Below are 24,162 nucleotides of genomic sequence, written 5' to 3'. Positions count from 1 at the left end.
TACCGATTCGGTTTGTTGACAAAATCGACATTTCACTTCTACCGTTGCCATCTGATTTCCTGAAAAAGTGAGGAGTATACATGAGAAACAACAAATTGAATACGTGACCGAAAATTTTGCCGACGCTATGATAAACAAGTGCTTTCATAGGCTTTGTCCATGTCACTCCTCTTGCTCTTTAGCTGCTTGAGTTTTCTCTTTATCGGTCATTGCCTGTTTCTTTTTCAATTTCTGCCAGATGCGGCTTTCCTGCCCTCGCCACAGACGTTGAATATTATCGTGATGACGTACAAGTACCAGACATGACAGCATGGCAACCGGAAAAGTGAATTCAGGTTTGAACCACCAGACGTAAAAAGGTGCAATTAATGCACTGACGATGGCACCCAATGAGGAATAGCCGCTTAACAGCACTGTTAGTACCCATGTCCCTGCGATCAATCCCATCAGATCCCAACCGATGGCAGCAATGGCACCGAAAGCGGTTGCAACGCCTTTCCCTCCCTTGAAATGGAAGAAGATGGGATAAATATGTCCCAGACAGGCAGCAATAGCGGTAATACCTAAATAAAATGGGGAAACGTTGAGTTTGTATGCCAGCCAAACCGGTATTAGCCCTTTTAGGACATCACAAACCAGCACTGCCAATGCAGCCCATTTACCACCAATGCGCAGTACATTTGTTGCCCCAGGGTTGCCGGAACCATGCTGACGGGGATCGGGAAGCCCTGCCAAACGGCAGATCAATATCGCGCTGGATATAGAGCCACATAAGTACGCGAAGATGATCATGCCAAGCGCGATTGCACTCATAAGATATCTCCAATGAATAAGGGTCGTTTTCTTAAGTCTAACAATGGATAATACGCACATTTCGTCGGAAGTGGTATCTGGCGAACCGAAAAATGGGGAAAAGGTCGTGATGGATATCGTATTTATTGAAGAATTAACTGTGATTACCACTATTGGTGTTTATGACTGGGAACAAACAATTAAACAGAAATTAGTGTTCGATATCGAAATGGGGTGGGACAACAAACGAGCCTCTTCCAGTGATAATGTTGAACACTGTCTGGATTATGCCAAGGTGAGTGAGGCGATTATTAATCATGTGGCCGGCCAACGTTTTGCTCTGGTCGAACGAGTCGCAGAAGAAGTGGCCGGTATTTTGCTACACCAATTTCACTCTCCTTGGGTTAAGGTTAAGGTCAGCAAACCAGGCGCGGTTGCACATGCAAAAAGTGTCGGCGTAGTGATTGAGCGAAGTGCGGGCTAATTGAAAAAGCGTCCCAATTTAATGAATGGCTTGGGACGCTAAATTGATGGGGGAACTTAATCAATCGATAGTTGTTTCCAGTCTGCGATGGCAATGTGTCGCTGACGTTCCAATTCTGTGCGGATCTCGGCACCCTGAAATCCACGTGCAATCACTTCTTGGACGCTGACTTGGCTGGCAATGGCGAACACTTTGCGTAAATACTCAGCTTGTGGGTAAGGTGAAGTTTCTGCCCCTGGGTATCCACGGTTGTCTGCTTCGCTACAGGTAATCAGTTGTTCAATGCGTTGTGGTTTGCGCCAGGCATCCACGGCATTAAACAAGTCCAGCAAGGTTTCTAGTGGTAATTGCTCTACGGTATGTACCCAATTGTGATATTGTGTCACAATCGTGGCTAGGTCGCGTGCTGAGTTGGGAATACGCAGTCGTTCGCACATTTGTTGCAATGGCTTTATTGCGATATGGCTACATAGTGAGGCGAAACGAATGTCTGTCTCTTCGCTCAATTGGGTGGATATTTGCAACACGCGCAATGAATGAAGCCCGGTATCATGAACGCCAAACAGCTTATCGATTTCAGGAAAGAGTACAGCTAACGCTCCGCAATCACGCAGAATCTGAAAATAGATTTGTGGTGATTGTGAAGTGAGCGCCTTTTCCGTTTCTCGCCAAACGCGCTCAGGTGTTAATGAGGATAATTCACCGCTGGCGACCATCTCTGTAATGAGCGCTTGTGTTTCTGGTGCAATTGAAAAGCCTAAATGGGCAAAACGAGCCGCAAAACGAGCCAAACGCAGCACTCGTAATGGATCTTCTGCAAACGCAGAGGAAACATGGCGCAAGATACGATTGTTGAGATCATTGGCACCATGATAAGGATCGATTAACTCGCCTTCACGAGTTTGTGCAATAGCGTTAATTGTTAAATCACGGCGCAGCAGATCTTCTTCCAGCGTCACATCGGGGGCTGCATAACAGGTAAAACCGGTATATCCCTGACCGGATTTCCTTTCAGTGCGTGCCAGCGCATACTCTTCATGGGTTTTAGGGTGCAGGAAAACAGGGAAATCTTTCCCAACTTGTTGATATCCCTGAGACAATAATTCCTCTGGGTTGCTACCAACGACAACCCAGTCCCGTTCGGTAATGGGCAAACCCAATAATTGATCGCGAACGGCGCCGCCAACCAAATAGACTTTCACTCTTATTTCCTTCAATCAGCTCATCCAACGATCTTTCTTTTTCCGGCGAGGAATAATGTGTGGCAAGATAAGCCCCAAAATTAGGCCAATTCCCGCAACTCCACCGCCATAGGCAAACCACTGTAAGATGATCTCTCTTTGTTTATCATCCAACTGCAAATTGGCAACTTCGACCTTTTTCTCAGCCACGGTTAATTTACTCTGGAGCTGGGTATTCTCTTTTTTCAGATCACTGATGATCTTATCGCTGTTTGCCACTTTGTTCTGCAATTCAGCGGTACGTTTATTCCACTTATCGTCAATGGTGGCCAGATTCTCAGTCAGTGTTTTGATCTTTTGTTCCATTGCAGGAAGACGTTCATGCAGGCTTGGAATGGCGCTGAGTTCACTTGCGAGTATCCAGCTTGTACGCCCTTTGCGGTCCTGAATTTGCAGGAAACCATTATCTGATTTAGGGCTGACTAATATGACTTCTTCGCCGGCATTCAATGAGCCAATGATACGGTTTTTAATGCTGGGGCCGCTACGAATATAAGCTGATAACTCATCGGAAACATAACGCTTTTCTTCAGCGTGTACGGATAATGGAAGAGTAAAACTCAATAACAAGATAAATAATCGATGTAGTTTTTGCATTCTGTGCTCAACTGTTCTCTGTGTATGGATCAATCAAGTATGGACTAATCGTAATTTAAACTACTTAAAGGATAGTAAAGAGTTAAGTTTGTGGGTGCAATCAGTAAACCAGAATGAATGCGATATCAACTGGCCGAATACACGCCTTTTGCGGTTTTTTTTGGCGAAGTGAAAGTGATGTTTGTTGAGATAACACCCTATTGTGGTTTATTTTTCTCTTCTGTGAAAGAAAGTGTAAACAGGATTAAGAAAAAAAATTCTGTAATATCCATTGAGGAATAAAAAATATGAGTTCTGTAGAAATAGAATTGAAGCTGTCTGTGAAGCCTGACGCGATACCGGCAGTTCGCCAGCAGTTATTGCATTTTCCTCATGATTACACTTCCCCACAACACCTGACTAATATTTATTTTGAGACGCCTGATAATCAATTGCGGCGTTGGGATATGGGGTTGCGTATCCGTGGTTTCGACGGACACTATGAGATGACCATCAAAACTGCGGGTAAAGTAATAGGTGGGTTACACCAACGCCCTGAATTCAACATTCCTTTATCCCAACCTAAATTAGACCTGACACTGTTTCCCGCCCCTATCTGGCCTGAAAATACCGATCTCGCCCATTTACAGGCACAATTGACGGAATTATTCAGCACCGACTTTAACCGTGAAAAATGGCTTGTGACCTATGGAGAAAGCGAAATTGAAGTGGTGTTGGATCAGGGAATTATTTTTTCTGGCAATAAAGATTCAGGAGATCAAACGTCACCTATTTGTGAGTTTGAACTGGAGCTAAAAAATGGAAATATCATCGATATTCTGTCACTGGCAAACAGACTTGCTTCGCAAAATGGTCTGCGTTTAGCAAACCAAAGCAAGGCGGCACGGGGGTATGCGCTTGTTGGTTTATCCCATAAGACATTGCCAAAAGTACCGAGAGAGTTGGAATGGCGGCAGCCGTTGTCTGTGCTTTTACCTGAAATTTTGGCGCAATGGCAGGAGCAAGAAGAAGGATGGCTGGCGGGTTTTTCAGAAGGTAAAACGGGATTAGCGCAGGTTTTGCAGTGGGTGATAAAGCTGATTGAAAGACAAACTGAACGTTTACCGATCTTGGATTTATTACTGGAATTAAAGGCGGCTTTATCCATGAACAATGCGGAGGCTGAAACATTGTCTTATAGCACTTCTTGGTTGCAATGTAAGCTAGCATTAATGCAGTGGCTGCTGGCTCAGTCCCGATAATCCCTTTTATTTAAAAAAACGGTCATAAGGAAAACCAGTTATGCGGCCACTTTCATCGCCTTTAGCCCGACAATTACAGCATATCATTGCGGATCTTCCGCCATTAGGGGAGACAATCACGCCCTTTTCACTTGATGAACAGGCGGTGTTGTCATTGAGTGAGTTTGTGGCAGAAAACGTGTTATCACATCCCGCATGGCTAGAGGATATTCGCCAAAATCCGCCCCAACCGGAAGAGTGGCAACATTATTCTCATTGGCTGGCACAAGCGCTGCTGGCGGTAAATGATGAAAATGGTTTAATGCGATGCTTACGTCTTTTCCGCCATCGGGTACTGGTCAGAATCGCATGGTCGCAGGCATTGCAAAGCAGTACGACAGAACAGACATTGCAGCAATTAAGCATGTTGGCTGAAACCTTGATTATAGCCGCCCGTGATTGGCTTTATCTGCGTTGTTGTCAGGATTGGGGAACACCTGCCAATAGTGATGGAGTGGTACAGCCGCTGCTGGTTTTGGGCATGGGGAAATTGGGGGGTGGAGAACTTAATTTTTCCTCTGACATTGACCTTATTTTTGCTTATCCAGAGAATGGCGTAACGCGAGGCGGGCGTCGGGAAATGGATAATTCCCAGTTCTTTACCCGCTTAGGGCAGAAATTGATTAAGGCACTGGATCAACAAACCGTAGACGGATTTGTTTATCGTGTCGATATGAGATTACGTCCATTTGGTGACAGTGGTCCTTTAGTGTTCAGCTTTCCGGCATTGGAAGATTATTATCAGGAACAAGGGCGTGACTGGGAGCGTTATGCTTTGGTGAAAGCGCGTATTTTGGGCAATGATGATCGGGTCTATTGTCAGGAATTACGCCAGATGTTGCGGCCATTTGTTTTCCGTCGTTATATCGATTTCAGTGCAATTCAAGCTTTGCGCAATATGAAGGGCATGATTGAACGGGAAGTCCGTCGTCGGGGATTAAAAGACAATATTAAATTAGGTGCGGGTGGAATTCGTGAAATTGAGTTTATCACTCAAGTTTTTCAGCTTATCCGTGGAGGAAGGGAGCCGAACCTGCAATCCCGCTCATTGCTGCCGACATTAAAGGCTATCGACGATTTGGCTTTATTACCAACGGAACAATTAAAGCAGCTTGAAGACAGTTACCTGTTTTTACGGCGGCTTGAAAACTTGCTGCAATCTATTCGTGACCAACAGACGCAGACCTTACCGGATAATGAGTTGGATCGTGCCCGTCTCTCCTGGGGCATGAATTTTGCCAATTGGGATGAGTTACTGGCAGAAACCGAGCGCAAAATGGGTGCGGTGCGAAGTATTTTTCAACAGTTGATTGGCGATGAAATAGAAGAGCATAGTGAAGCGTCCGGCCATATCCCGTTCAAGAGCTTATGGCATGAAGCTTTGCACACAGATGAACTTATCGCATTGATCCCTCATCTTGATAAAGAAAAAGCCCAGAAAATGCTTGATGTTATGGCGATCTTCCGTCAGGACGTCAGTAAGCGCACTATTGGCCCACGAGGAAGGGATGTGCTGGATCAGTTGATGCCACGTTTGCTGGCAAAGATTGCAGCCAGGGAAGATGCCGATACCGTTTTGGCGCGGATTACTTCTCTGTTGCTCAGTATCGTCAGCCGCACGACTTACCTGGAGCTGATACTGGAATCAGAGCAGGTTATGATCCATGTTATCCGGCTTTGTGCTGCTTCTCCGATGATAGCCAGCCAGCTTGCCCGACATCCGTTGTTGCTGGATGAGTTACTCGATCCCAAATCACTGTATCAACCGTTGCCGATGGAAGCTTATCGTGATGAGCTTTATCAATATTTATTGCGCCTTCCTGAAGATGATGAAGAGCAATTGCTGGAGGCGTTACGTCAATTTAAGCAGGCACAACTATTGCGGATTGCAGCAGAAGATATTGCGGGCGTCTTGCCAGTGATGAAAGTGAGCGATCACCTGACTTATCTGGCGGAAGCCATTATTGAGGCTGTTGTGCAACTGGCGTGGAATCAAATGGTAAAACGCTATGGCGCACCGACTCATTTATCCCAGCGGCAGGGGTTGGGTTTTGCCATTATTGGTTATGGCAAATTAGGTGGCTGGGAGCTGGGTTATGGTTCTGATTTGGATCTGGTGTTCTTGCTGGATTGTCCAATGGGGGTGATGACAGAAGGCCCCCGTTCCATTGAGGCGCGCCAGTTTTATTTGCGCCTGACTCAACGCATTTTGCATTTGTTCAGTACCCGAACTGTGTCGGGAGTATTGTATGATGTTGATGCCCGTTTGCGGCCATCCGGTGAATCGGGCATGTTGGTCAGCACTCTTGAAGCCTTTGATGATTACCAAAAAAATGAAGCGTGGACCTGGGAACACCAGGCGCTGGTTCGTGCACGCATGGTTTTCGGTGACGAGAAAATGCGTCATGATTTTGAACGCATTCGCCGTGAAACCTTATGTCTTCCCCGTGATCCCGATCTTTTGCGCCAACAGGTGCGTGAGATGCGAGAAAAAATGTATCGGCATTTGGGTAGCCGTCAACAAGATCAATTTGATATCAAAGCTGATCCAGGAGGGATCACGGATATTGAATTTATTGCGCAATATCAGGTGCTGCGTTATGCACCGGAAAATATCAGGCTGACTCGCTGGTCTGATAACGTGCGAATTTTCGAATTAATGGCGCAGCATAATATTATGGATGAGCAGGAGGCGATGGCGCTGACGCAGGCTTACATTACCATGCGTGATGCATTGCATAATTTAGCGTTGCAAGCGTTATCCAGCCGAGTTGCCGTTGGACATTTCAGCCAGCAGCAAGCCTTGGTGCGTGATAGCTGGCAAAAATGGTTGGAGAACGACCATGCATAAATGTTCCGAGCCAGAGTAGCCGTTTTTCCTGATCGCGTTTGCTGGCGCTAAGTCTGGTTATGGTAATATCCGCAACAGTTTATTTTGATATTTGGAGCATGGGATGAAAGTAACACTCCCGGATTTTCACCGCGCAGGTGTTTTGGTTGTTGGCGATGTGATGTTAGATCGCTATTGGTATGGCCCAACTAGCCGCATTTCACCGGAAGCACCCGTTCCGGTCGTTAAGGTAGAAACCATAGAAGAGCGCCCTGGTGGTGCGGCTAACGTCGCCATGAATATTGCTTCCTTGGGGGCGAATTCACGTTTGGTCGGTTTGACGGGCATTGATGATGCAGCGCGGGCATTGAGTGAGAAACTGAGCAGTGTGAAAGTCCGTTGTGATTTTGTTTCTGTTCCAACTCATCCAACTATCACGAAACTGCGTGTCTTATCGCGTAATCAACAATTGTTGCGTCTGGATTTTGAAGAGGGCTTCCAGAATATAGATGCCCAGCCGATGCTGGAAAAAATTCAGCAATCCTTGCCTCATATTGGCGCTTTGGTACTGTCGGATTACGCTAAAGGTGCGCTAAACCAGATTCAGGCGATGATTAAGCTCGCCAATGAAGCGAATGTTCCCGTGCTTATCGATCCAAAAGGCAGCGATTTTAGCCGCTATCGTGGAGCAACCTTGCTGACGCCAAATATGTCAGAGTTTGAAGCCGTTGTAGGGCACTGCAAGGATAATGATGATCTGGTGCAGAAAGGCATGAAGCTGGTGCAGGATTTGGATCTAAAAGCGCTGTTGATCACACGTTCTGAACGAGGTATGAGTTTATTGCAAGTTGGACAGCCGCCTTTGCATTTGCCAACTCAGGCACAGGAAGTCTTTGATGTTACCGGTGCAGGAGATACGGTGATAGGCGTATTGGCAACGGCATTAGCTGCGGGTAAGCCGTTAAACGAAGCTTGTTACCTCGCCAATGCAGCGGCCGGTGTGGTGGTGGGTAAATTGGGTACGTCCACTGTATCGCCGGTTGAACTGGAAAATGCGGTGCGTGGACGTGCAGAAACTGGATTTGGTGTAATGAGTGAAGCCAAACTGAAAGAAGCCGTTGCACAGGCGCGTCAGCGTGGTGAACGGATTGTCATGACGAATGGTTGTTTTGATATCCTCCATGCGGGACATGTTTCTTACCTGTCCAACGCCCGTAAATTAGGGGACCGTTTGATCGTTGCCGTCAATAGTGATGCATCCACTAAGCGCCTGAAAGGGGAAACCCGTCCGGTGAATCCGCTGGAACAACGCATGACAGTATTATCAGCGCTGGAATCTGTGGACTGGGTTGTGGCATTTGAAGAAGATACACCGCAGCGCTTAATCGCGGGTATCTTGCCAGATATTTTGGTCAAGGGTGGGGATTACAAGCCTGAAGAGATTGCCGGTAGCGAAGAAGTTTGGGCTGCGGGTGGTGAGGTTAAGGTATTAAACTTCGAAGATGGTATTTCCACAACCAATATCATCAAGACCATTAAGAGCCAGTAAGTTTGGCATCATGTGCCGTTATGCTTTTGGGTGCATAGCGGCATATCACCTCACACAATTGTCTTCATGGCATTCTCTCTTGCCACATTATTCAGCCTGCTGTGTTTTCTTACCTGCTTCTTCAAGGTGAGCTTCCAATTCATTCAGGCGTTGTTCCATTGCGGCCAGTTTTTCACGGGTGCGCAACAAGACTTGTGTCTGTACATCAAATTCTTCGCGGTTAACAAGATCCAACTTGCTCAACTGGGATTGCAGAACAGCACGCAATTTTTTTTCCACATCATCGCCAAATTCTTTGACACCTTTTGGCATGGCGTTGTGGAGTTGGCGAGCAATTTGTTCAATTTTCTTTGGATCGAGCATGATGATCATCCTTTATATAATGTAATGATGTTTTATAGCGTAACGGTATTGGCAGTATTTTAATACCCCTATGACAAAAGCTTAAATGATTGCGAGCCAGGTTTCATATTTGATTTTGTTGATTGCTCCTGCCGATTATTAGCGCTATAGTGAAATTGTTTATCTCAGGGCAGGGTGAAAGTCCCTACCGGCGGTAACGTAAAATGTCGAATAATCATTTTATGCAGCCCGCGAGCGCTCTGTTTGTCATTATCCCTTTGTTGTTTTAGGGTAAAACAGAGGTCAGCAGATCCAGTGTGATTCTGGAGCCGACGGTGATAGTCCGGATGGGAGAGAATAACAGCATCAATCGAGTGCTTGCGCTCGTCTGTTGTTTCTGTTGCCATATTTTTGCGCAGCACGAACTCCTCAAAATTGCCCTGATTCTGGTAATCCATACATTTAAAGAGGTTTCTTTACCATGAATCAGACGCTACTTTCCTCATATGGGACGCCATTTGAACGTGTTGAACGTGCGCTTGCAGCTTTGCGTGCGGGTCAAGGCGTGATGGTACTGGATGACGAAAACCGTGAGAATGAAGGTGACATGATTTTCGCCGCCGAAACAATAACGGTAGAGCAAATGGCATTAACTATCCGCCACGGCAGTGGAATTGTTTGCCTGTGCTTGACCGAAGAGCGCCGTCAGCAGTTAAAACTGCCCATGATGGTGGAAAACAATTCAAGCCAATATCAAACCGCTTTCACCGTCTCAATTGAAGCCGCACAAGGCGTGACAACAGGGGTATCTGCGGCAGATCGCATCACCACGATCCAGGCCGCTATTGCCGATGATGCACAACCCAGTGATCTGAGCCGACCTGGACACGTCTTTCCTCTGCGCGCGCAATCGGGAGGGGTTTTAACCCGTCGCGGTCATACCGAAGCGACTATTGATTTGGTTAAAATGGCGGGGTTCAAACCAGCAGGAGTGTTATGTGAATTGACGAATGACGATGGATCAATGGCTCGAGCTCCTGAAGTGATTGAATTCGCAAAGCGACATAATATGCCGGTAGTCACGATTGAAGATTTGGTAGATTACCGTTTAAACATGGCAAAGGTAGCCAGCTAACGGGTTTTAAAAGAGTCCCTAAATAATACTGGAAGACATACGCATGTACTTTGAAAGGCTACAGTCCACACCCTGTAGCCTTTCAATATTTCTAAGGCATTCCATCATTTTTGATTGACGATATTCAAGGAAGGAATGTCCTAATCCTGTCATAATTTTTTTGTCATAATCCGAATTCATTATTCGAATGTTCAATTTGTTGTATAAGGGGCGAAAATGAGTCTCCTGAGAATGCCTGCTCTATTCATTGGTCATGGCAGCCCAATGAATGCTATTGAAAATAACTGTTACTCACGTGCCTGGTTTGAACTGGGGAAGAAATTACCCAGGCCAAGGGCGATTTTGGTTATTTCTGCACACTGGTACACGAAGGGTACAGCCGTGACAACGATGGCACGGCCCCGAACTATCCACGATTTTGGTAATTTTCCCAGAGAATTGCATGAAAAACAGTATCCGGCTAAGGGATTTCCTGAACTGGCTGTATTGGTACAGGATATCCTTGAACCGATTGAGGTTGAGACTGATTTTGAACAATGGGGATTGGATCATGGCTCTTGGGGGATATTGGCAAAAATGTATCCTGATGCCGATATTCCGGTTGTCCAATTGAGCATAGATCGTAATCAACCAGCTTCTTTTCATTATGAAATAGGTAAAAAATTAACTTTATTGCGAGACGAAGGCGTCTTAATCCTGGGGAGTGGAAATATTGTGCATAACCTGCCGGCCGCAAAACTGGGGGCAGAGCCTTTTCCTTGGGCCATCTCTTTTGAGCAGTTTGTGCGTGAAAGTTTAACCAGCCTGGAAGAGCCTCATCCTTTGTTTAATGCTTTGGACAGGGAAGATGGTCAATTATCTAACCCAACACCAGAACATTTTTTGCCATTGCTGTATGTGATGGGGACATGGAATAAAAAAGAGCCAATTTCAACACCCGTTGAAGGAATTGAAGACGGCTCTTTAAGTATGTTATCGATTCAGCTTGGCTGATTGAATCAATCCAAAATAATATGCGGGTAGAAGCGTGACAGATCTTGAGTAATTAATTCTCGGTCTTCACGGATACAGATACCCGCAGATTGATCATCCACTAACCAGCTACCGACCAGCGCATAGTTACCCTCAAATTTTGGCAATGCGTGGAACTGTTGGATGATCATGCCTTCCTCTCCATAAGGGCCATCCGCACTGGCGATTTCTTGGCCGTTTTCAATGATGCGAATATTGGCACCCTCACGGGAGAACAGTGGCTTAATGACATAGCTGTTCATGTCTGAAGGGCGTTCATCCGCAAAATAGGCAGGCAACAAGTTAGGATGATTTGGGAACATCTTCCACAGCATTGGCAGCAGTGCTTTGTTGGAGATAATGCTTTTCCATGCGGGTTCTAGCCAACGGACGCCCGCATCAGCCAGCTTGGTGGAAAACATCTCACGCAGCATAAATTCCCACGGGTACAGCTTAAACAGGTTACTGATCACTTGATCCTGCAAGTCGGTAAACTGCCCTTTCTCACCCAACCCGATATCCTCAATAAACAGGAATTCGGTAGGAATACCGGCTTCCGCAGCACAATCCTGCAAATATTGGATGGTGCCACGATCTTCTTCAGTATCCTGACAGCAGGCCATGTGCAGCAGGCCAAACCCATGTTTTTCACGTAACTGTGCAAAACGTTCAATCAGCTTTTCTTGCAGGCTGTTGAACTGATCGGCGTTTGACGGCAAATTACCGGCATTCATCTGGTCTTCCAGCCAGATCCACTGAAAGAAAGCTGATTCATACAGTGACGTTGGGGTATCGGCGTTGTTTTCCAGTAATTTCGGGGGATTTTTGCCATCATAGGCCAAATCCAGACGGGAATAGAGTGAAGGTTGGCTGGTTATCCATGAAGAACGGATAAATTCCCAACAGTGTTTTGGGATCTGGAATTTAGTCAGCAACTCTTCACTATCGACCACTTTTTCCACAACCTGCAAACACATTTGGTGCAGTTCTGCCGTTGCATCTTCAATTTCTTCAATTTGATCCAGGGTGAACTGGTAATAAGCATCTTCACTCCAGTAAGGCTGACCATACATGGTGTGAAAATTAAAACCAAACTCTGCTGCTTTTTCGCGCCAATCCGGGCGTTCGGTAATACCAATGCGTTTCATCTTTGCTTAACCACCCATAGAACGGGAAGAACTGGAACTTGAGCTGGCAGATGAACGCTGCATGGCAGATTGTTTCGCCACGGATTCACCGAACCCACCACGGGTAATCGTGGTTGTGGTTGCTGGTTTTGGCGCCATCGCCGTTTTTGGCACGGTCATGCTGCGACCACCTGCGGTGGCAGGGCCATAGCTTTTACCTGTTGCATCGACAAACTTACCATTCGCTGGGCTGGAAGCCGATTGTGATGTGAACAGCGGTTGTGATGGTGCAGAGCTACCACCCATTAAGCGCCCCATCATATAGCCTGCCATCAAAGGCATCCAGAAACTGCCGCTACTGTTTTGTGCCTGTGCCTGCTGACCGACACCCGCCTGAGCTGGGGTTTGCGTACATTGTTGTTCACCGAATTCAGCCACACACTCTTCGCGAGTCGCATATTTCGGTGCGGTTTTTTCCGCTTCTTTCAGGGCGTTGTTGTAAGCGGTTTTGCATTGTTCGCTTTGAGAAGGATTCGCCTGGGAGCACTCATCGGCATTCGTATAAAGTGATACCGTTTCATCATTTTGTTCACAGGCAGCAAGCATAAAAACAGCACTGACAGCAAGCGCGACAGGTGTCAGGCGATAGCTTCTCCACGTTTTACGGAAAGAATCGCGGTTTATCTCTTTTGTCCGTTTCATTGTCATAGGGGCATCCATCTTGAAGGTCTCTGATTAAGATTAAGAGCCTTACCCCATTTTATTGTGTTCAATGGGAACGGCTCTCAGGGATGTGCTAAAAAACAGCCCGAGAAATTGCGGGCTGCTTTCTATTAGTATAGCGTTTTTAATATAACGTTTTTCAATGGAGAACGATAGTGCATTAATTCAGCGAATTGATGGTGTTTTCATCTCTTTAATGATATTGCTGGCAGAGGTTGAGATCTGCGCGCCTAGCATCTTATTCAACTCTATCAAATCATTTTCATTCAAAACGCCGCGTGCCTGTTTATTTTGTAACAGGGAAAGCAAATAGTCGTAACGTGCTTTAGACAGATTCTGCTTGGCTTGATAAAGTTTAGTTGTCGAATCCAGCACATCGACGATTGTGCGGGTTCCTACCTGATAACCGGCTTCCATTGAATCCAATGAACTTTGCGCAGAGAGTACCGCTTGCTTGTTGGCGTCAACACTACTGATCGCAGCAGCAATGTTATTGGTAGAAGAATGCACTTCTTGTGTGACTTTACGATACGTATTTTCCAAGTCCTGACTGGCGCTGACAAAATTATATTTCGCTTGCTCTACTTGAGAATAGGTAGCTCCGCCACTGAACAGCGGTAAGCTCAAAGAAAGCTTAACGCTATTACCGCCTCTATAATCGTCCATTCGTTTATTTCCGCGCGTATGATCGTTAGTAATACTTGTATCTGCGCTTAAATTAACCGTTGGCATATAGCCTGTCTGCATTTCTTTGATTTGTTCGCGTCTTAGATCTTGCATTAAGCGGGCTGACAGCAGGTTCAGGTTACGGATTTCTGCTTCTTTGAGCACTTTATCACCCGATTCTGGTTGGTTGGTTTTGAACAGATCAATATTTAGTGCAGCCAACTGTGGGTAGTAAGTGCCTGTAATCATACGCAGTTTTTCCAGCGCATTCTCCAGATTGTTGCGATCAGAAACTTCGCTTGCCAGAATCGAGTCATATTGAGCGCGGGCATTCTGCACGTCAGTAATGGCAACCAGACCGACATTAAAACGCTGAGTGGTTTGATCCAGTTGACGGTACAGTGAAGCTTTTTGCGCTTCGGTAAATGTCAATGTATCAATTTTATTCAGAACGTCAAAATAGGCTTGTGCAGTGTCGAGGATTAATTGCTGTTGAGCTGCTTGATATTTGATGTCTTCAATACCCGCATTTTTCTCTGCTTGATTCAGCTGATTCCATTTTGCCATATCAAAGATGGTTTGCGTCAGTTGCAGACTCGCATTTGTGCCATGAGATTCTGAATTTCTGGCATCGCGAAAACCCTTGCCATAATTGACACCCGCATTCAGACCTAATTGGGGTAATAAAGAGCTACGAGCTTGATTAATCTTTTCAACTACTGAATTACGGTCGGCCTGTGCCTTAAGCAATTCAGGGTTTGTTTCTTTTGCCTGCTGATAAATCTGGAGTAAATCCGCAGCATGACTTGAAGTACTAAAACCTACCAGATTCATAGCGATAAAAAGAGAGAGCAATTTTTTCATTTGCGTTCCTTGTTGTGCAGCTATTTTGCTTAAGTTGCCTCTGCATAAAAACTAATACCACAGATTCTAGCAGAGAATGCCAGCAGGGTAGGGTGGCTGTTTGTGCCATATTGCCTCATTTTTCTGCTTGTTTGTATCATCAAAATGAATTTATTTAGATCAATATGAAAAAATACCTTTTAATAATAGGAAATTTTAAAAACTAATCAGGTGATTTTATGAGTAAAGATCTTGTCTCGCCATATACTTTTACTAAACAAGATGTCGAAATGATTTCTCAAAAAACGCTTTACCGCGGTTTTTTTAACATGACTGAATATCAATTCAGGCATCGCTTATTTCGCGGTGGTTGGAGTGAAATCATTAAACGTGAGGTTTTTGAGCGAGGTCATGCCGGCGTTTTGTTGCCTTATGATCCGGTGCGCGATGAAGTTGTTTTGATTGAACAAATCCGAATTCCGGCGATTGAAACCAGTCATACGCCGTGGCTGCTGGAAGTGATTGCTGGCATGATCGAAGCGGGAGAAGACGCTGAACAAGTCGTCCGTCGCGAAGCCGTAGAAGAAGCAGGAATTGAGGTTAAGCGCTGTCAGCCTGCATTAAGTTATCTTTCCAGCCCTGGCGGTACGACAGAGCGTATGCATATCTTTGTTGGTGAAGTCGATGCCGCCACCGCGTCAGGGGTTCACGGTCTGGAAGGTGAACATGAAGATATTCGCGTTCTGGTTGTGAGTCGTGAACAGGCTTATCAATGGGTAGAAGCGGGCATTATCGATAATGCGGCTTCAGTTATTGCAATACAGTGGCTGGCATTGCACCATGAAAAACTTAGGAAAAAGTGGTTGGGTAATCATTCCTAATTTATGTTGGAAAACGGGAAGTGTGCCCCAGCCAGCAGATCTTTTGCACCAAGACACGTTAAAATCATCCTTATGATCGACAGGAAAAGGAAACCTTTTGGAAAGCCTGCTTGAAATACCTGTGGCAGAAGGCGCCACAGCCAGAATACTGCAAATTACCGACACGCACCTTTTTGCTAATAAGGGAGATTCATTGCTGGGAGTCAATACCTATCGCAGTTATCATGCGGTATTGGATATGATTTTGCAGCAAGATCTCGATATTGATTTGATCGTTGCGACAGGTGACTTGGTACAGGATCAGACCATTAATGCTTACCAGCATTTTGCTGAGGGTATTGCGCGTTTACCTGCACCTTGTGTTTGGTTACCCGGTAATCATGATTATCAACCCGCGATGGTTGATACGTTGGCAGCAGCAGGCATTTCACCTTCCAAGCAGATATTTATCGGTCAGCATTGGCAGTTGATTATGCTGGACAGTCAAGTGCAGGGTGTTCCTCATGGTGAGTTGACGGATTATCAGCTTGAGTGGATGAAAAAATGCCTGGATGAACACAGTGATCGCCATGCGATTATTATGCTTCACCATCACCCGATTCCGTCTGGATGCACATGGTTGGATCAACACAGTTTGCGTAATGCTCCCAAATTATCAGAATGTTTGAAAGGCAAAACTCAGGTGAAAGTTATACTGTGTGGGCATATCCATCAAGAAGTTGATGAAACTTGGAACGGTATTCGAGTTATGGCAACCCCATCAACCTGTGTGCAATTTAAGCCACATTGTACTAATTTTATGCTTGATACAGTGGCTCCGGGGTGGCGTTATCTCGAACTGTCTGTGACTGGCAATAATAAAGAAGCGAAATTGCAGACACAGGTTCACAGACTTAAGAGTAACGAGTTTTGCCCGGATTTAGATTCGGACGGGTATTAATGTCGACATTACTCTACTTACATGGTTTCAATAGTTCCCCACAATCAGCGAAAGCGAATGCGCTGAAAACGTGGTTACACCAGCAGCATCCTGAAATTGACATGCTGGTGCCGCAATTACCCCCTTACCCCGAAGATGCGGCTATCTTACTGGAAGAACTGGTGATGGCACATGCTGGTGAAAATATCGGGCTGGTAGGCTCTTCTCTGGGGGGGTATCTGGCTATCTGGCTTTCTCAGTGCTTTGGTTTGCCCGCCGTGGTTGTCAATCCTGCGGTACGTCCTTTCGACTTGCTTGAGAATTATCTTGGGGAAAACGTGAATCCCTATACCGAAGAGCGCTATACTCTCGAACCAAGCCATATACATGATCTCAAAGTGATGCACATTGACCCGCTGGAATCACCGGATCTTATTTGGTTATTGCAGCAAACAGGGGATGAGGTACTCGATTACCGTCAAGCCGTTGCTTACCTGATGCAGTGCCGACAGACGGTTGAATCTGGTGGAAATCATGCTTTTATTGGCTTCGAATATTATTTCCCTCAAATCATTGACTTCTTAGGGCTAACCAGTGGCAATAGTAAAAAAATTGCCAAAAATAGGTAAACGACTGGTATTATCAACAGTATATCAATACTGATTGGCCCTCTAATAACGAAGCAACCGACAGAATTACAACATGACTCAATCTAGTTACAACGCAGAGGCCATTGAAGTCCTCAGTGGCCTGGAGCCAGTTCGTCGCCGTCCCGGAATGTATACCGATACAGCCCGCCCGAACCATCTGGCACAGGAAGTGATCGATAACAGTGTGGACGAAGCTCTAGCTGGTCACGCGAAGCATATTGAAGTAATCCTTCACAGCGATCAGTCTCTGGAAGTGATAGATGATGGCCGTGGTATGCCGGTTGATATCCATCCTGAAGAAAAAGTTTCTGCTGTTGAATTGATTTTGACCCGCCTGCATGCGGGCGGAAAATTTTCCAATAAAAATTACCAATTCTCTGGTGGCTTACATGGGGTTGGGATCTCGGTGGTCAACGCCCTGTCCAGGCGCGTGGAAGTGACTGTTCGTCGTAACAGTCAGGTACACCAAATCGCCTTTGAAAATGGTGAGAAAGTACAAGAATTGGAAGTCATCGGCAGTTGTGGCAAACGCAATACCGGCACGAGTGTCCATTTTTGGCCAGATGAAAGCTATTTCGACACGCCCCGTTTTTCTGTCACCCGCTTGGCGCATTTACTAAAAGCCAAGGCGGTGCTGTGCCCGGGAGTGGAGATTGTTTTTAAGGACAAACTGAACGATACCGAGCAGAAATGGTGTTATGCCGACGGGTTGACAGATTATCTACTGGAAGCGGTCAACGGGCTGGTAACATTGCCACAGGCCCCTTTTGTCGGCACATTAAGTGGAGATACGGAAGCGGTTGATTGGGCCGTGCTCTGGCTACCGGAAGGTGGAGAATTATTGACGGAAAGCTACGTCAACTTGATCCCAACGGTACAAGGCGGCACCCATGTTAACGGCTTGCGTCAGGGATTGTTGGATGCCATGCGTGAATTCTGCGAATTCCGCAATATATTACCACGTGGAGTTAAACTCTCTGCCGATGATATCTGGGATCGCTGTGCTTACGTGTTATCGCTTAAAATGCAAGATCCGCAATTTGCCGGCCAAACCAAAGAGCGTCTTTCTTCTCGCCAGTCTGCGGCTTTCGTTTCTGGCGTGGTAAAAGATGCATTCAGCTTGTGGCTGAACCAGCATATTCAAGATGCGGAGCAACTCGCTGAAATGGCGATTGCCAGTGCGCAGCGTAGAATGCGTGCGGCGAAGAAAGTAGTACGCAAAAAGCTGACCAATGGCCCTGCCTTGCCGGGTAAATTGGCAGACTGTACTGCGCAAGATCTCAATGTCACTGAATTGTTTTTAGTGGAAGGGGATTCCGCAGGAGGCTCTGCGAAACAAGCTCGTGATCGTGAGTTTCAGGCGATCATGCCACTGCGCGGAAAAATCCTGAATACATGGGAAGTTTCTTCGGATGAAGTTCTGGCTTCGCAGGAAGTTCATGATATTTCTGTTGCGATTGGTATTGATCCGGATAGTGACGATCTAAGCCAGCTACGCTACGGTAAAATCTGCATACTGGCGGACGCAGACTCTGATGGATTACACATTGCAACATTGCTGTGCGCCTTGTTTGTTCGTCATTTCCCGACATTGGTGAAACGCGGACATGTTTATATGGCCATGCCGCCGCTATATCGCATCGACCTCGGCAAAGAAGTACATTATGCGCTGGACGAAGGGGAAAAAAGCGCCATCCTGGATCGTTTGAGCCGCAAGCGGGGCAAACCGAACGTTCAGCGTTTTAAAGGGTTGGGTGAAATGAACCCAATGCAGTTGCGTGAAACCACGTTAGATCCTAACACTCGCCGTCTGGTGCAATTGACTATCGACGATGAAAATTATCAAAAAACCCTCTCAGTCATGGATATGCTTCTGGCGAAGAAACGTTCAGAAGATCGCCGTAATTGGCTGCAAGAGAAGGGTGATTCCATCGATATCGAAGTTTAGCGCATGAATTTAGTGCATCAGATAAAGTGCACACAGAGAAAGATAGCGCAAAGGTAGTCAATACAGATCCTGAGGAAATTATTACATGAGTGAGATAACTCACGACGGTGTGGAGCGTCAGCCGCTCCATGCGTTCACTGAAAACGCCTATTTGAATTACTCCATGTACGTCATCATGGACAGGGCGTTGCCTTTTATCGGTGATGGCTTAAAGCCTGTTCAGCGTCGTATTGTCTATGCGATGTCAGAACTTGGGCTGAGCAGCAGTGCCAAATTTAAAAAATCAGCCCGTACTGTCGGTGATGTTCTCGGTAAATATCACCCGCATGGCGATGGGGCCTGTTATGAAGCTATGGTTTTGATGGCACAACCTTTCTCATACCGCTATCCGTTAGTCGACGGACAAGGCAACTGGGGGGCGCCGGATGATCCAAAATCCTTTGCGGCGATGCGTTATACCGAATCCCGTTTGTCTAAATATGCTGAATTGTTACTGTCTGAGTTGGGGCAAGGAACTGTAGATTGGGTGCCAAACTTTGATGGTACATTGCAGGAGCCTAAGTGTTTGCCTGCACGTCTGCCCAATATCTTGCTCAATGGCACCACGGGCATTGCCGTGGGGATGGCGACCGATATCCCGCCACACAATGCGCGTGAGGTCGCGAATGCACTGATTGCCATGCTGGATAAACCTGATTTATCGCTTGATGAGGCGATGGAATATGTTAAAGGGCCGGATTATCCAACAGAAGCTGAGATCATCACATCAAAAGAAGATATCCGCAAAATCTATAAAAATGGCCGTGGTTCGGTGCGGATGCGGGCGGTTTGGTCAAAAGAAGACAGTAACGTAGTGATCACCGCCTTGCCTCACCAGGTATCTGGCGCGAAGGTATTGGAACAAATTGCCAGCCAAATGCGGGCGAAAAAGTTGCCGATGGTGGATGATCTGCGTGACGAGTCTGATCATGAAAATCCAACTCGTTTGGTGATTGTTCCGCGTACTAACCGCGTGGATGTCGAGCAGGTAATGAACCACCTGTTTGCAACCACTGATTTGGAAAAAAGTTATCGCATCAATCTCAACATGATCGGTCTGGATAACCGCCCTGCGGTTAAGGGTTTGGTTGAGATCCTCAGTGAATGGCTGGTTTTCCGCCGTGAAACCGTGCGTAATCGCCTGAACCATCGTCTGGAAAAAGTGCTTAAGCGTTTGCATATTCTGGAAGGTTTGCTGGCGGCCTATCTTAATATTGATGAAGTTATCCATATTATTCGTAATGAAGATGAACCGAAGTCAGTATTGATGCAGCGTTTTGACTTAACCGAAACGCAGGCCGAAGCCATTCTTGAACTGAAATTGCGTCACCTGGCGAAACTGGAAGAAGTTAAAATCCGTGGCGAACAGGATGAACTGGCGAAAGAACGTGACAAGCTTCAGGCGATTTTGGGTTCTGAACGTAAGTTAAATACCTTACTGAAAAAAGAGATTATTGCCGATGCAGAAAGCTACGGTGATGACCGTCGTTCCCCGCTGAAAGAACGCACGGAAGCGAAAGCTATGAGTGATCACGATATCCTGCCGTCTGAGCCGATTACTGTCATCATGTCAGAGATGGGCTGGGTACGTAGTGCGAAAGGGCACGAGATTGATCCGACCGGCTTAAATTACAAATCTGGTGACAGCTTCCGCAGTGCGGTGCGTGGCAAGAGTAACCAACCCGTGGTCTTTATTGATACCACAGGGCGCAGTTATTCCATTGATCCGTTGGATTTGCCATCAGCCAGAGGGCAGGGAGAACCGTTAACGGGCAAACTAGCGTTGCCGGCTGGGGCATCGGTTGAGCATCTTTTGATGGCGAAAGAAGATCAGAAATTCTTGATGGCATCTGATGCGGGATATGGTTTTATCTGTACTTTCAATGACTTGATTGCCAAGAACCGTGCGGGTAAGGCCATGATTACTTTGCCCGAGAATGCTAAAGTGATGCCGCCGTTGGAGATTAACAACGAACAGGAAGACATGTTACTGGCGATTACCAAAGCGGGCCGTATGTTGATGTTTCCAGTGACTGATTTGCCACAGCTTTCAAAGGGCAAGGGCAATAAGATTGTTTCTATTCCGGCGGCACAGGCTGCATCCGGCGAAGATATGCTGGCTTGGTTACTGGTCTTGCCACCGCAATCTTCTATCACGCTTTACTTTGGCAAACGCAAGTTACTGCTTCGCTCTGAGGATTTACAGAAATTCAGAGCAGAGAGAGGGCGCAAGGGAGCGTCTCTGCCACGTGGGTTACAGCGTGTTGAGCGCGTTGAATTGGTTTGTAATACAAACAATTAAGCTGCAAATTGCAGAGTGAAGAAAGGCATCTACCAATCGCTTCTCAAGATGCGTCTTATATCTCCCAGCGTAGCGGGGAGATATAAACCATCATATTGATTTGCAATTTACAACACTCTATGAAATCACACGCATCTTGAAGTTAGATTGGTATAAATCGTAATTTTAGGCCAGTGTAATGAATGCACTGGCCTTTCAACAAGGGGCCGCTATGCTAGCAATCATTCGGGGAATTATTGTTATTCTGCTTGGGATACTGATCGTTATTTTTGGCTGTATCTACTGTTTATTCAGCCCACGTAATCCACGTCATGTTATGACTTTCGGGCGTGCGTTTGGCAAATTGCATAAAGTGCTTGGCATTAAGCTGCTGGAACGTGTTCCAGGGGAAGCACGGGAGTATGGGCCTAGTATTTATATTGGCAATCACCAAAATAATTACGATATGGTTACGATGTCGAATGCGGTGCAGCCACGAACCGTTACCGTGGGCAAAAAAAGCCTGGTCTTTATTCCCTTCTTTGGTCAGCTATATTGGTTGACAGGTAATATTTTGATCGACAGGGATAATCGGACAAAAGCTCATGGCACGATTTCACAGGTTGTCGATCAGATCAAAAAAAATCGAATTTCGGTTTGGATGTTTCCAGAAGGAACACGGAGTCGTGGCCGTGGATTGATGCCTTTTAAAACAGGTGCCTTTCATGCTGCCATTGCCGCAGGTGTACCTATTGTACCGGTTTGTGTTTCTACAACACACGATAAAATAAAACTAAATCGTTGGGACAATGGCACCATTATTGTTGAAATGTTGCCCCCGATTGACACCACTAAATATACCAAAGATCAAGTTCGTGAATTGGCAGAACACTGCCGACAAATAATGCAAACTAAAATTGAAGAATTGGATAAAGAAGTCGAGGCACTTAATCAGCGTAGATAGCCAGTTGAACTGATTATCGCTATAATTTTTCGATAATTTTAGAAATTTTCTCCTATTCGCGATATGATTGCGTTTAATAAATTAACGTTTTTATTAAACGCAATCGATAGAATAATAAATTCTGATAGCCACAATATCAGAGTATTCATCCCTGCAATTATTTGAATTAGGCAATCATTGGGAATTGCTATTCGGGTTGTATTTCTATCGTAAGAGACTATTCCTTCTGTGGAGATCTTCTGTGGAGAAAGTATGTCACTGAGTCGGCGCCAATTTATTCAGGCTTCTGGTTTGGCAATGTGTTTAGGGGCGCTTCCTTTTGTCGTTCGGGCCAACAAGAATCAACAAACAAAATTGCCGCTCCCTCCCTTACTGGAATCCCGCAGAGGGCAACCCCTGTTTTTAGCCATACAAAAAGCCACTTGGTCGTTTAATGGTCACAACAAAGCGCCAGTCTGGGGCATCAACGGACATTATTTAGGTCCAACCATTCGGGTTTACCGAGGGGATGATGTCAAATTGATCTATAGCAATCGGTTATCTGAACCGGTTTCGATGACCGTCGGGGGCTTACTGGTGCCTGGCACTTTGATGGGCGGTTCGGCCCGTTTGATGGCGCCGGGGGAAAATTGGTCGCCGGTTATCCCGATAGATCAAGTTGCATCGACCTGTTGGTATCACGCCAATACGCCAAATCGCATGGCACAGCATGTTTATGCCGGCCTTGCTGGTATGTGGTTGGTGGAAGACGAAAGTAGCCGCAACCTGCCTTTACCCAGACATTATGGTGTCGATGATTTTCCGGTTATCTTGCAAGATAAGCGATTGGACAATTTTGGTGTACCGCAATATAACCCACCGGCTAATCAAGGTTTTCTTGGTGATACCTTAATTGTTAATGGTGTCGAAAATCCTTTTGTGGAGGTTGCCAGAGGTTGGATTAGGTTACGCTTCCTGAATGCATCTAATGCCCGACGATATCAATTGCAGCTCAGTGATGGGCGTCCTTTCTACATGATTGCCACTGATCAAGGTTTATTGCCTGCGCCCGTGGCGGTACAAGTATTGTCACTTGCGCCAGGGGAACGTCGAGAAGTCTTGATTGATATGTCAAAAGTGGAAAGTGTTACCGTTACTGCGGGAGAATCTGCCGGTGTCATCGATCGTTTGAAAGGCTTATTTGAACCTTCGACCAAGCTGCTGTCAACGACGGTATTAACCCTGAAAGCCAGCGGATTGCTCCCTTTGGTGACAGATCAACTACCGACTCAGCTTATCGTTGATAATCCACAGATCAACTCCACCATTCAAAGTCGTCAGATTGATTTGGGTGATTATTCTCAAGGAATTAATGGTTCACTACTGAATGCACATCGAATTGATATCACAAGTCAACAAGGCGCATGGGAACGTTGGATAGTCACAACGTCAGTGCCCCAGCCTTTCCATATTGAAGGGGTAAGATTTAAGGTCATCAACCTGAATGGCAACCGCCCAGAGCCACAGGATTATGGCTGGAAAGACACCGTTTGGATCGATAGTCGGGCAGAATTGTTGGTTAATATGATGCAGCCGTCTTATGAACATTTTCCTTTCATGTATTACAGCCAGATATTAGAAATGGCAGATCGTGGGGTTGCCGGACAGTTAGTTGTTGATCCTGCTGGTTTTTAAATGAAATTTTTGCTTTAGCTTTACTCATTTTTGGCACTGTTTTAGATAGATGCTCTGTAAAATTGAATAAAGTTGACGCGATGCTCAACTTTAACACCCAATAACGAGCGTTTGTTGAAGCCAGTCGCGTTGTTTTTTACCTTGTTTAAAGTTGGCAAAAATACCCAATGTGTGAGAAAGCAGCTT

General features: G+C 46.0%; 20 protein-coding genes, 1 pseudogene and 1 riboswitch. Of the genes and pseudogenes, 13 read left to right on the top strand and 8 right to left on the bottom strand.

What is annotated here, in order from left to right; translation table 11 throughout:
* Positions 1–162 precede the first annotated feature (162 nt).
* Positions 163–813 (bottom strand): glycerol-3-phosphate 1-O-acyltransferase PlsY, encoded by a 651-nt coding sequence (gene plsY, locus IQ211_RS10470; RefSeq protein WP_189760206.1) that lies wholly within the window; start codon positions 811–813, stop codon positions 163–165.
* 109 nt (positions 814–922) lie between these two features.
* On the opposite strand from plsY, the gene folB reads away from it, so the two are divergent.
* Positions 923–1,276 carry a bifunctional dihydroneopterin aldolase/7,8-dihydroneopterin epimerase gene (gene folB, locus IQ211_RS10465; protein ID WP_189760208.1) on the top strand — a complete coding sequence of 118 codons (354 nt, stop codon included), beginning with the start codon at positions 923–925 and terminating at the stop codon, positions 1,274–1,276.
* 56 nt (positions 1,277–1,332) lie between these two features.
* Here the strand turns inward: folB and IQ211_RS10460 are convergent, their stop codons facing one another.
* The gene (locus tag IQ211_RS10460) at positions 1,333–2,478 is read right to left on the bottom strand and encodes a multifunctional CCA addition/repair protein (RefSeq protein WP_189760205.1); all 1,146 of its coding nucleotides are present in this window, start codon (positions 2,476–2,478) and stop codon (positions 1,333–1,335) included.
* Positions 2,479–2,493: 15 nt separating this feature from the next.
* The gene (locus tag IQ211_RS10455; RefSeq protein ID WP_189760204.1) at positions 2,494–3,114 is read right to left on the bottom strand and encodes a TIGR04211 family SH3 domain-containing protein; all 621 of its coding nucleotides are present in this window, start codon (positions 3,112–3,114) and stop codon (positions 2,494–2,496) included.
* A 287-nt stretch (positions 3,115–3,401) separates the two neighbouring features.
* On the opposite strand from IQ211_RS10455, the gene IQ211_RS10450 reads away from it, so the two are divergent.
* The 3 genes from IQ211_RS10450 (at position 3,402) to hldE (ending at position 8,773) form a co-directional block, all read left to right on the top strand.
* A complete protein-coding gene (locus IQ211_RS10450; protein ID WP_189760203.1) occupies positions 3,402–4,355 on the top strand; it encodes a CYTH domain-containing protein in 954 nt (317 codons plus the stop codon).
* Between the two features lie 40 nt (positions 4,356–4,395).
* Complete coding sequence (gene glnE / locus IQ211_RS10445) at positions 4,396–7,245, top strand: bifunctional [glutamate--ammonia ligase]-adenylyl-L-tyrosine phosphorylase/[glutamate--ammonia-ligase] adenylyltransferase (RefSeq protein WP_189760202.1); 2,850 nt, start codon at positions 4,396–4,398, stop codon at positions 7,243–7,245.
* Positions 7,246–7,348: 103 nt separating this feature from the next.
* Positions 7,349–8,773 (top strand): bifunctional D-glycero-beta-D-manno-heptose-7-phosphate kinase/D-glycero-beta-D-manno-heptose 1-phosphate adenylyltransferase HldE, encoded by a 1,425-nt coding sequence (hldE, locus tag IQ211_RS10440; RefSeq protein ID WP_189760201.1) that lies wholly within the window; start codon positions 7,349–7,351, stop codon positions 8,771–8,773.
* A gap of 87 nt (positions 8,774–8,860) precedes the next feature.
* Here hldE and ubiK read toward each other — a convergent pair whose 3' ends face one another.
* Positions 8,861–9,136 carry a ubiquinone biosynthesis accessory factor UbiK gene (ubiK, locus tag IQ211_RS10435; RefSeq protein WP_189760200.1) on the bottom strand — a complete coding sequence of 92 codons (276 nt, stop codon included), beginning with the start codon at positions 9,134–9,136 and terminating at the stop codon, positions 8,861–8,863.
* Between the two features lie 156 nt (positions 9,137–9,292).
* A riboswitch (FMN riboswitch) is annotated at positions 9,293–9,478 on the top strand.
* A 118-nt stretch (positions 9,479–9,596) separates the two neighbouring features.
* Here ubiK and ribB point away from each other — a divergent pair.
* Both ribB and ygiD read left to right on the top strand, forming a co-directional pair.
* Positions 9,597–10,250, top strand: a complete 654-nt coding sequence (gene ribB, locus IQ211_RS10430) for a 3,4-dihydroxy-2-butanone-4-phosphate synthase (protein ID WP_189760199.1) — start codon at positions 9,597–9,599, stop codon at positions 10,248–10,250.
* Positions 10,251–10,466: 216 nt separating this feature from the next.
* Positions 10,467–11,243 carry a 4,5-DOPA-extradiol-dioxygenase gene (gene ygiD / locus IQ211_RS10425; protein WP_189760198.1) on the top strand — a complete coding sequence of 259 codons (777 nt, stop codon included), beginning with the start codon at positions 10,467–10,469 and terminating at the stop codon, positions 11,241–11,243.
* 5 nt (positions 11,244–11,248) lie between these two features.
* Here the strand turns inward: ygiD and IQ211_RS10420 are convergent, their stop codons facing one another.
* The 3 genes from IQ211_RS10420 to tolC all read right to left on the bottom strand — a co-directional run bounded on the left by IQ211_RS10420 (position 11,249) and on the right by tolC (position 14,641).
* Positions 11,249–12,409 (bottom strand): glutathionylspermidine synthase family protein, encoded by a 1,161-nt coding sequence (locus tag IQ211_RS10420; RefSeq protein ID WP_189760197.1) that lies wholly within the window; start codon positions 12,407–12,409, stop codon positions 11,249–11,251.
* Positions 12,410–12,415: 6 nt separating this feature from the next.
* Positions 12,416–13,090: a DUF1190 family protein gene (locus tag IQ211_RS10415; RefSeq protein WP_189760207.1), complete on the bottom strand. Its 675-nt coding sequence runs from the start codon at positions 13,088–13,090 to the stop codon at positions 12,416–12,418.
* Positions 13,091–13,276: 186 nt separating this feature from the next.
* Entirely contained in the window at positions 13,277–14,641 is a 1,365-nt protein-coding gene (tolC, locus tag IQ211_RS10410) for an outer membrane channel protein TolC (protein ID WP_189760196.1), read from the bottom strand.
* A 218-nt stretch (positions 14,642–14,859) separates the two neighbouring features.
* Between tolC and nudF the strand changes: the two genes are divergently transcribed.
* The 7 genes from nudF (at position 14,860) to ftsP (ending at position 23,976) form a co-directional block, all read left to right on the top strand.
* Positions 14,860–15,501: an ADP-ribose diphosphatase gene (gene nudF / locus IQ211_RS10405; protein ID WP_189760195.1), complete on the top strand. Its 642-nt coding sequence runs from the start codon at positions 14,860–14,862 to the stop codon at positions 15,499–15,501.
* 97 nt (positions 15,502–15,598) lie between these two features.
* Positions 15,599–16,441, top strand: coding sequence for a 3',5'-cyclic-AMP phosphodiesterase (cpdA, locus tag IQ211_RS10400; RefSeq protein WP_189760194.1), 843 nt, complete (start codon positions 15,599–15,601; stop codon positions 16,439–16,441).
* Positions 16,441–17,049: an esterase YqiA gene (yqiA, locus tag IQ211_RS10395; protein WP_189760193.1), complete on the top strand. Its 609-nt coding sequence runs from the start codon at positions 16,441–16,443 to the stop codon at positions 17,047–17,049. Before cpdA ends, yqiA begins: the two co-directional genes overlap by 1 nt.
* A gap of 73 nt (positions 17,050–17,122) precedes the next feature.
* Positions 17,123–19,018: a DNA topoisomerase IV subunit B gene (gene parE / locus IQ211_RS10390; RefSeq protein ID WP_189760192.1), complete on the top strand. Its 1,896-nt coding sequence runs from the start codon at positions 17,123–17,125 to the stop codon at positions 19,016–19,018.
* Positions 19,019–19,103: 85 nt separating this feature from the next.
* A complete protein-coding gene (parC, locus tag IQ211_RS10385; protein ID WP_189760191.1) occupies positions 19,104–21,359 on the top strand; it encodes a DNA topoisomerase IV subunit A in 2,256 nt (751 codons plus the stop codon).
* Positions 21,360–21,570: 211 nt separating this feature from the next.
* Positions 21,571–22,302 (top strand): 1-acylglycerol-3-phosphate O-acyltransferase, encoded by a 732-nt coding sequence (locus IQ211_RS10380; RefSeq protein ID WP_189760190.1) that lies wholly within the window; start codon positions 21,571–21,573, stop codon positions 22,300–22,302.
* Between the two features lie 252 nt (positions 22,303–22,554).
* Complete coding sequence (ftsP, locus tag IQ211_RS10375) at positions 22,555–23,976, top strand: cell division protein FtsP (protein WP_189760189.1); 1,422 nt, start codon at positions 22,555–22,557, stop codon at positions 23,974–23,976.
* A 90-nt stretch (positions 23,977–24,066) separates the two neighbouring features.
* On the opposite strand, the pseudogene IQ211_RS20125 reads toward ftsP, so the two are convergent.
* Positions 24,067–24,162, bottom strand: a pseudogene (locus tag IQ211_RS20125) (IS982 family transposase); the annotation flags it as partial.

The organism is Xenorhabdus griffiniae, assembly GCF_015163655.1.
Lineage (GTDB): Bacteria > Pseudomonadota > Gammaproteobacteria > Enterobacterales > Enterobacteriaceae > Xenorhabdus > Xenorhabdus griffiniae.
Note: the sequence above shows the minus strand (reverse complement) of the source record. Positions and strands in the feature narration are given on the sequence as shown.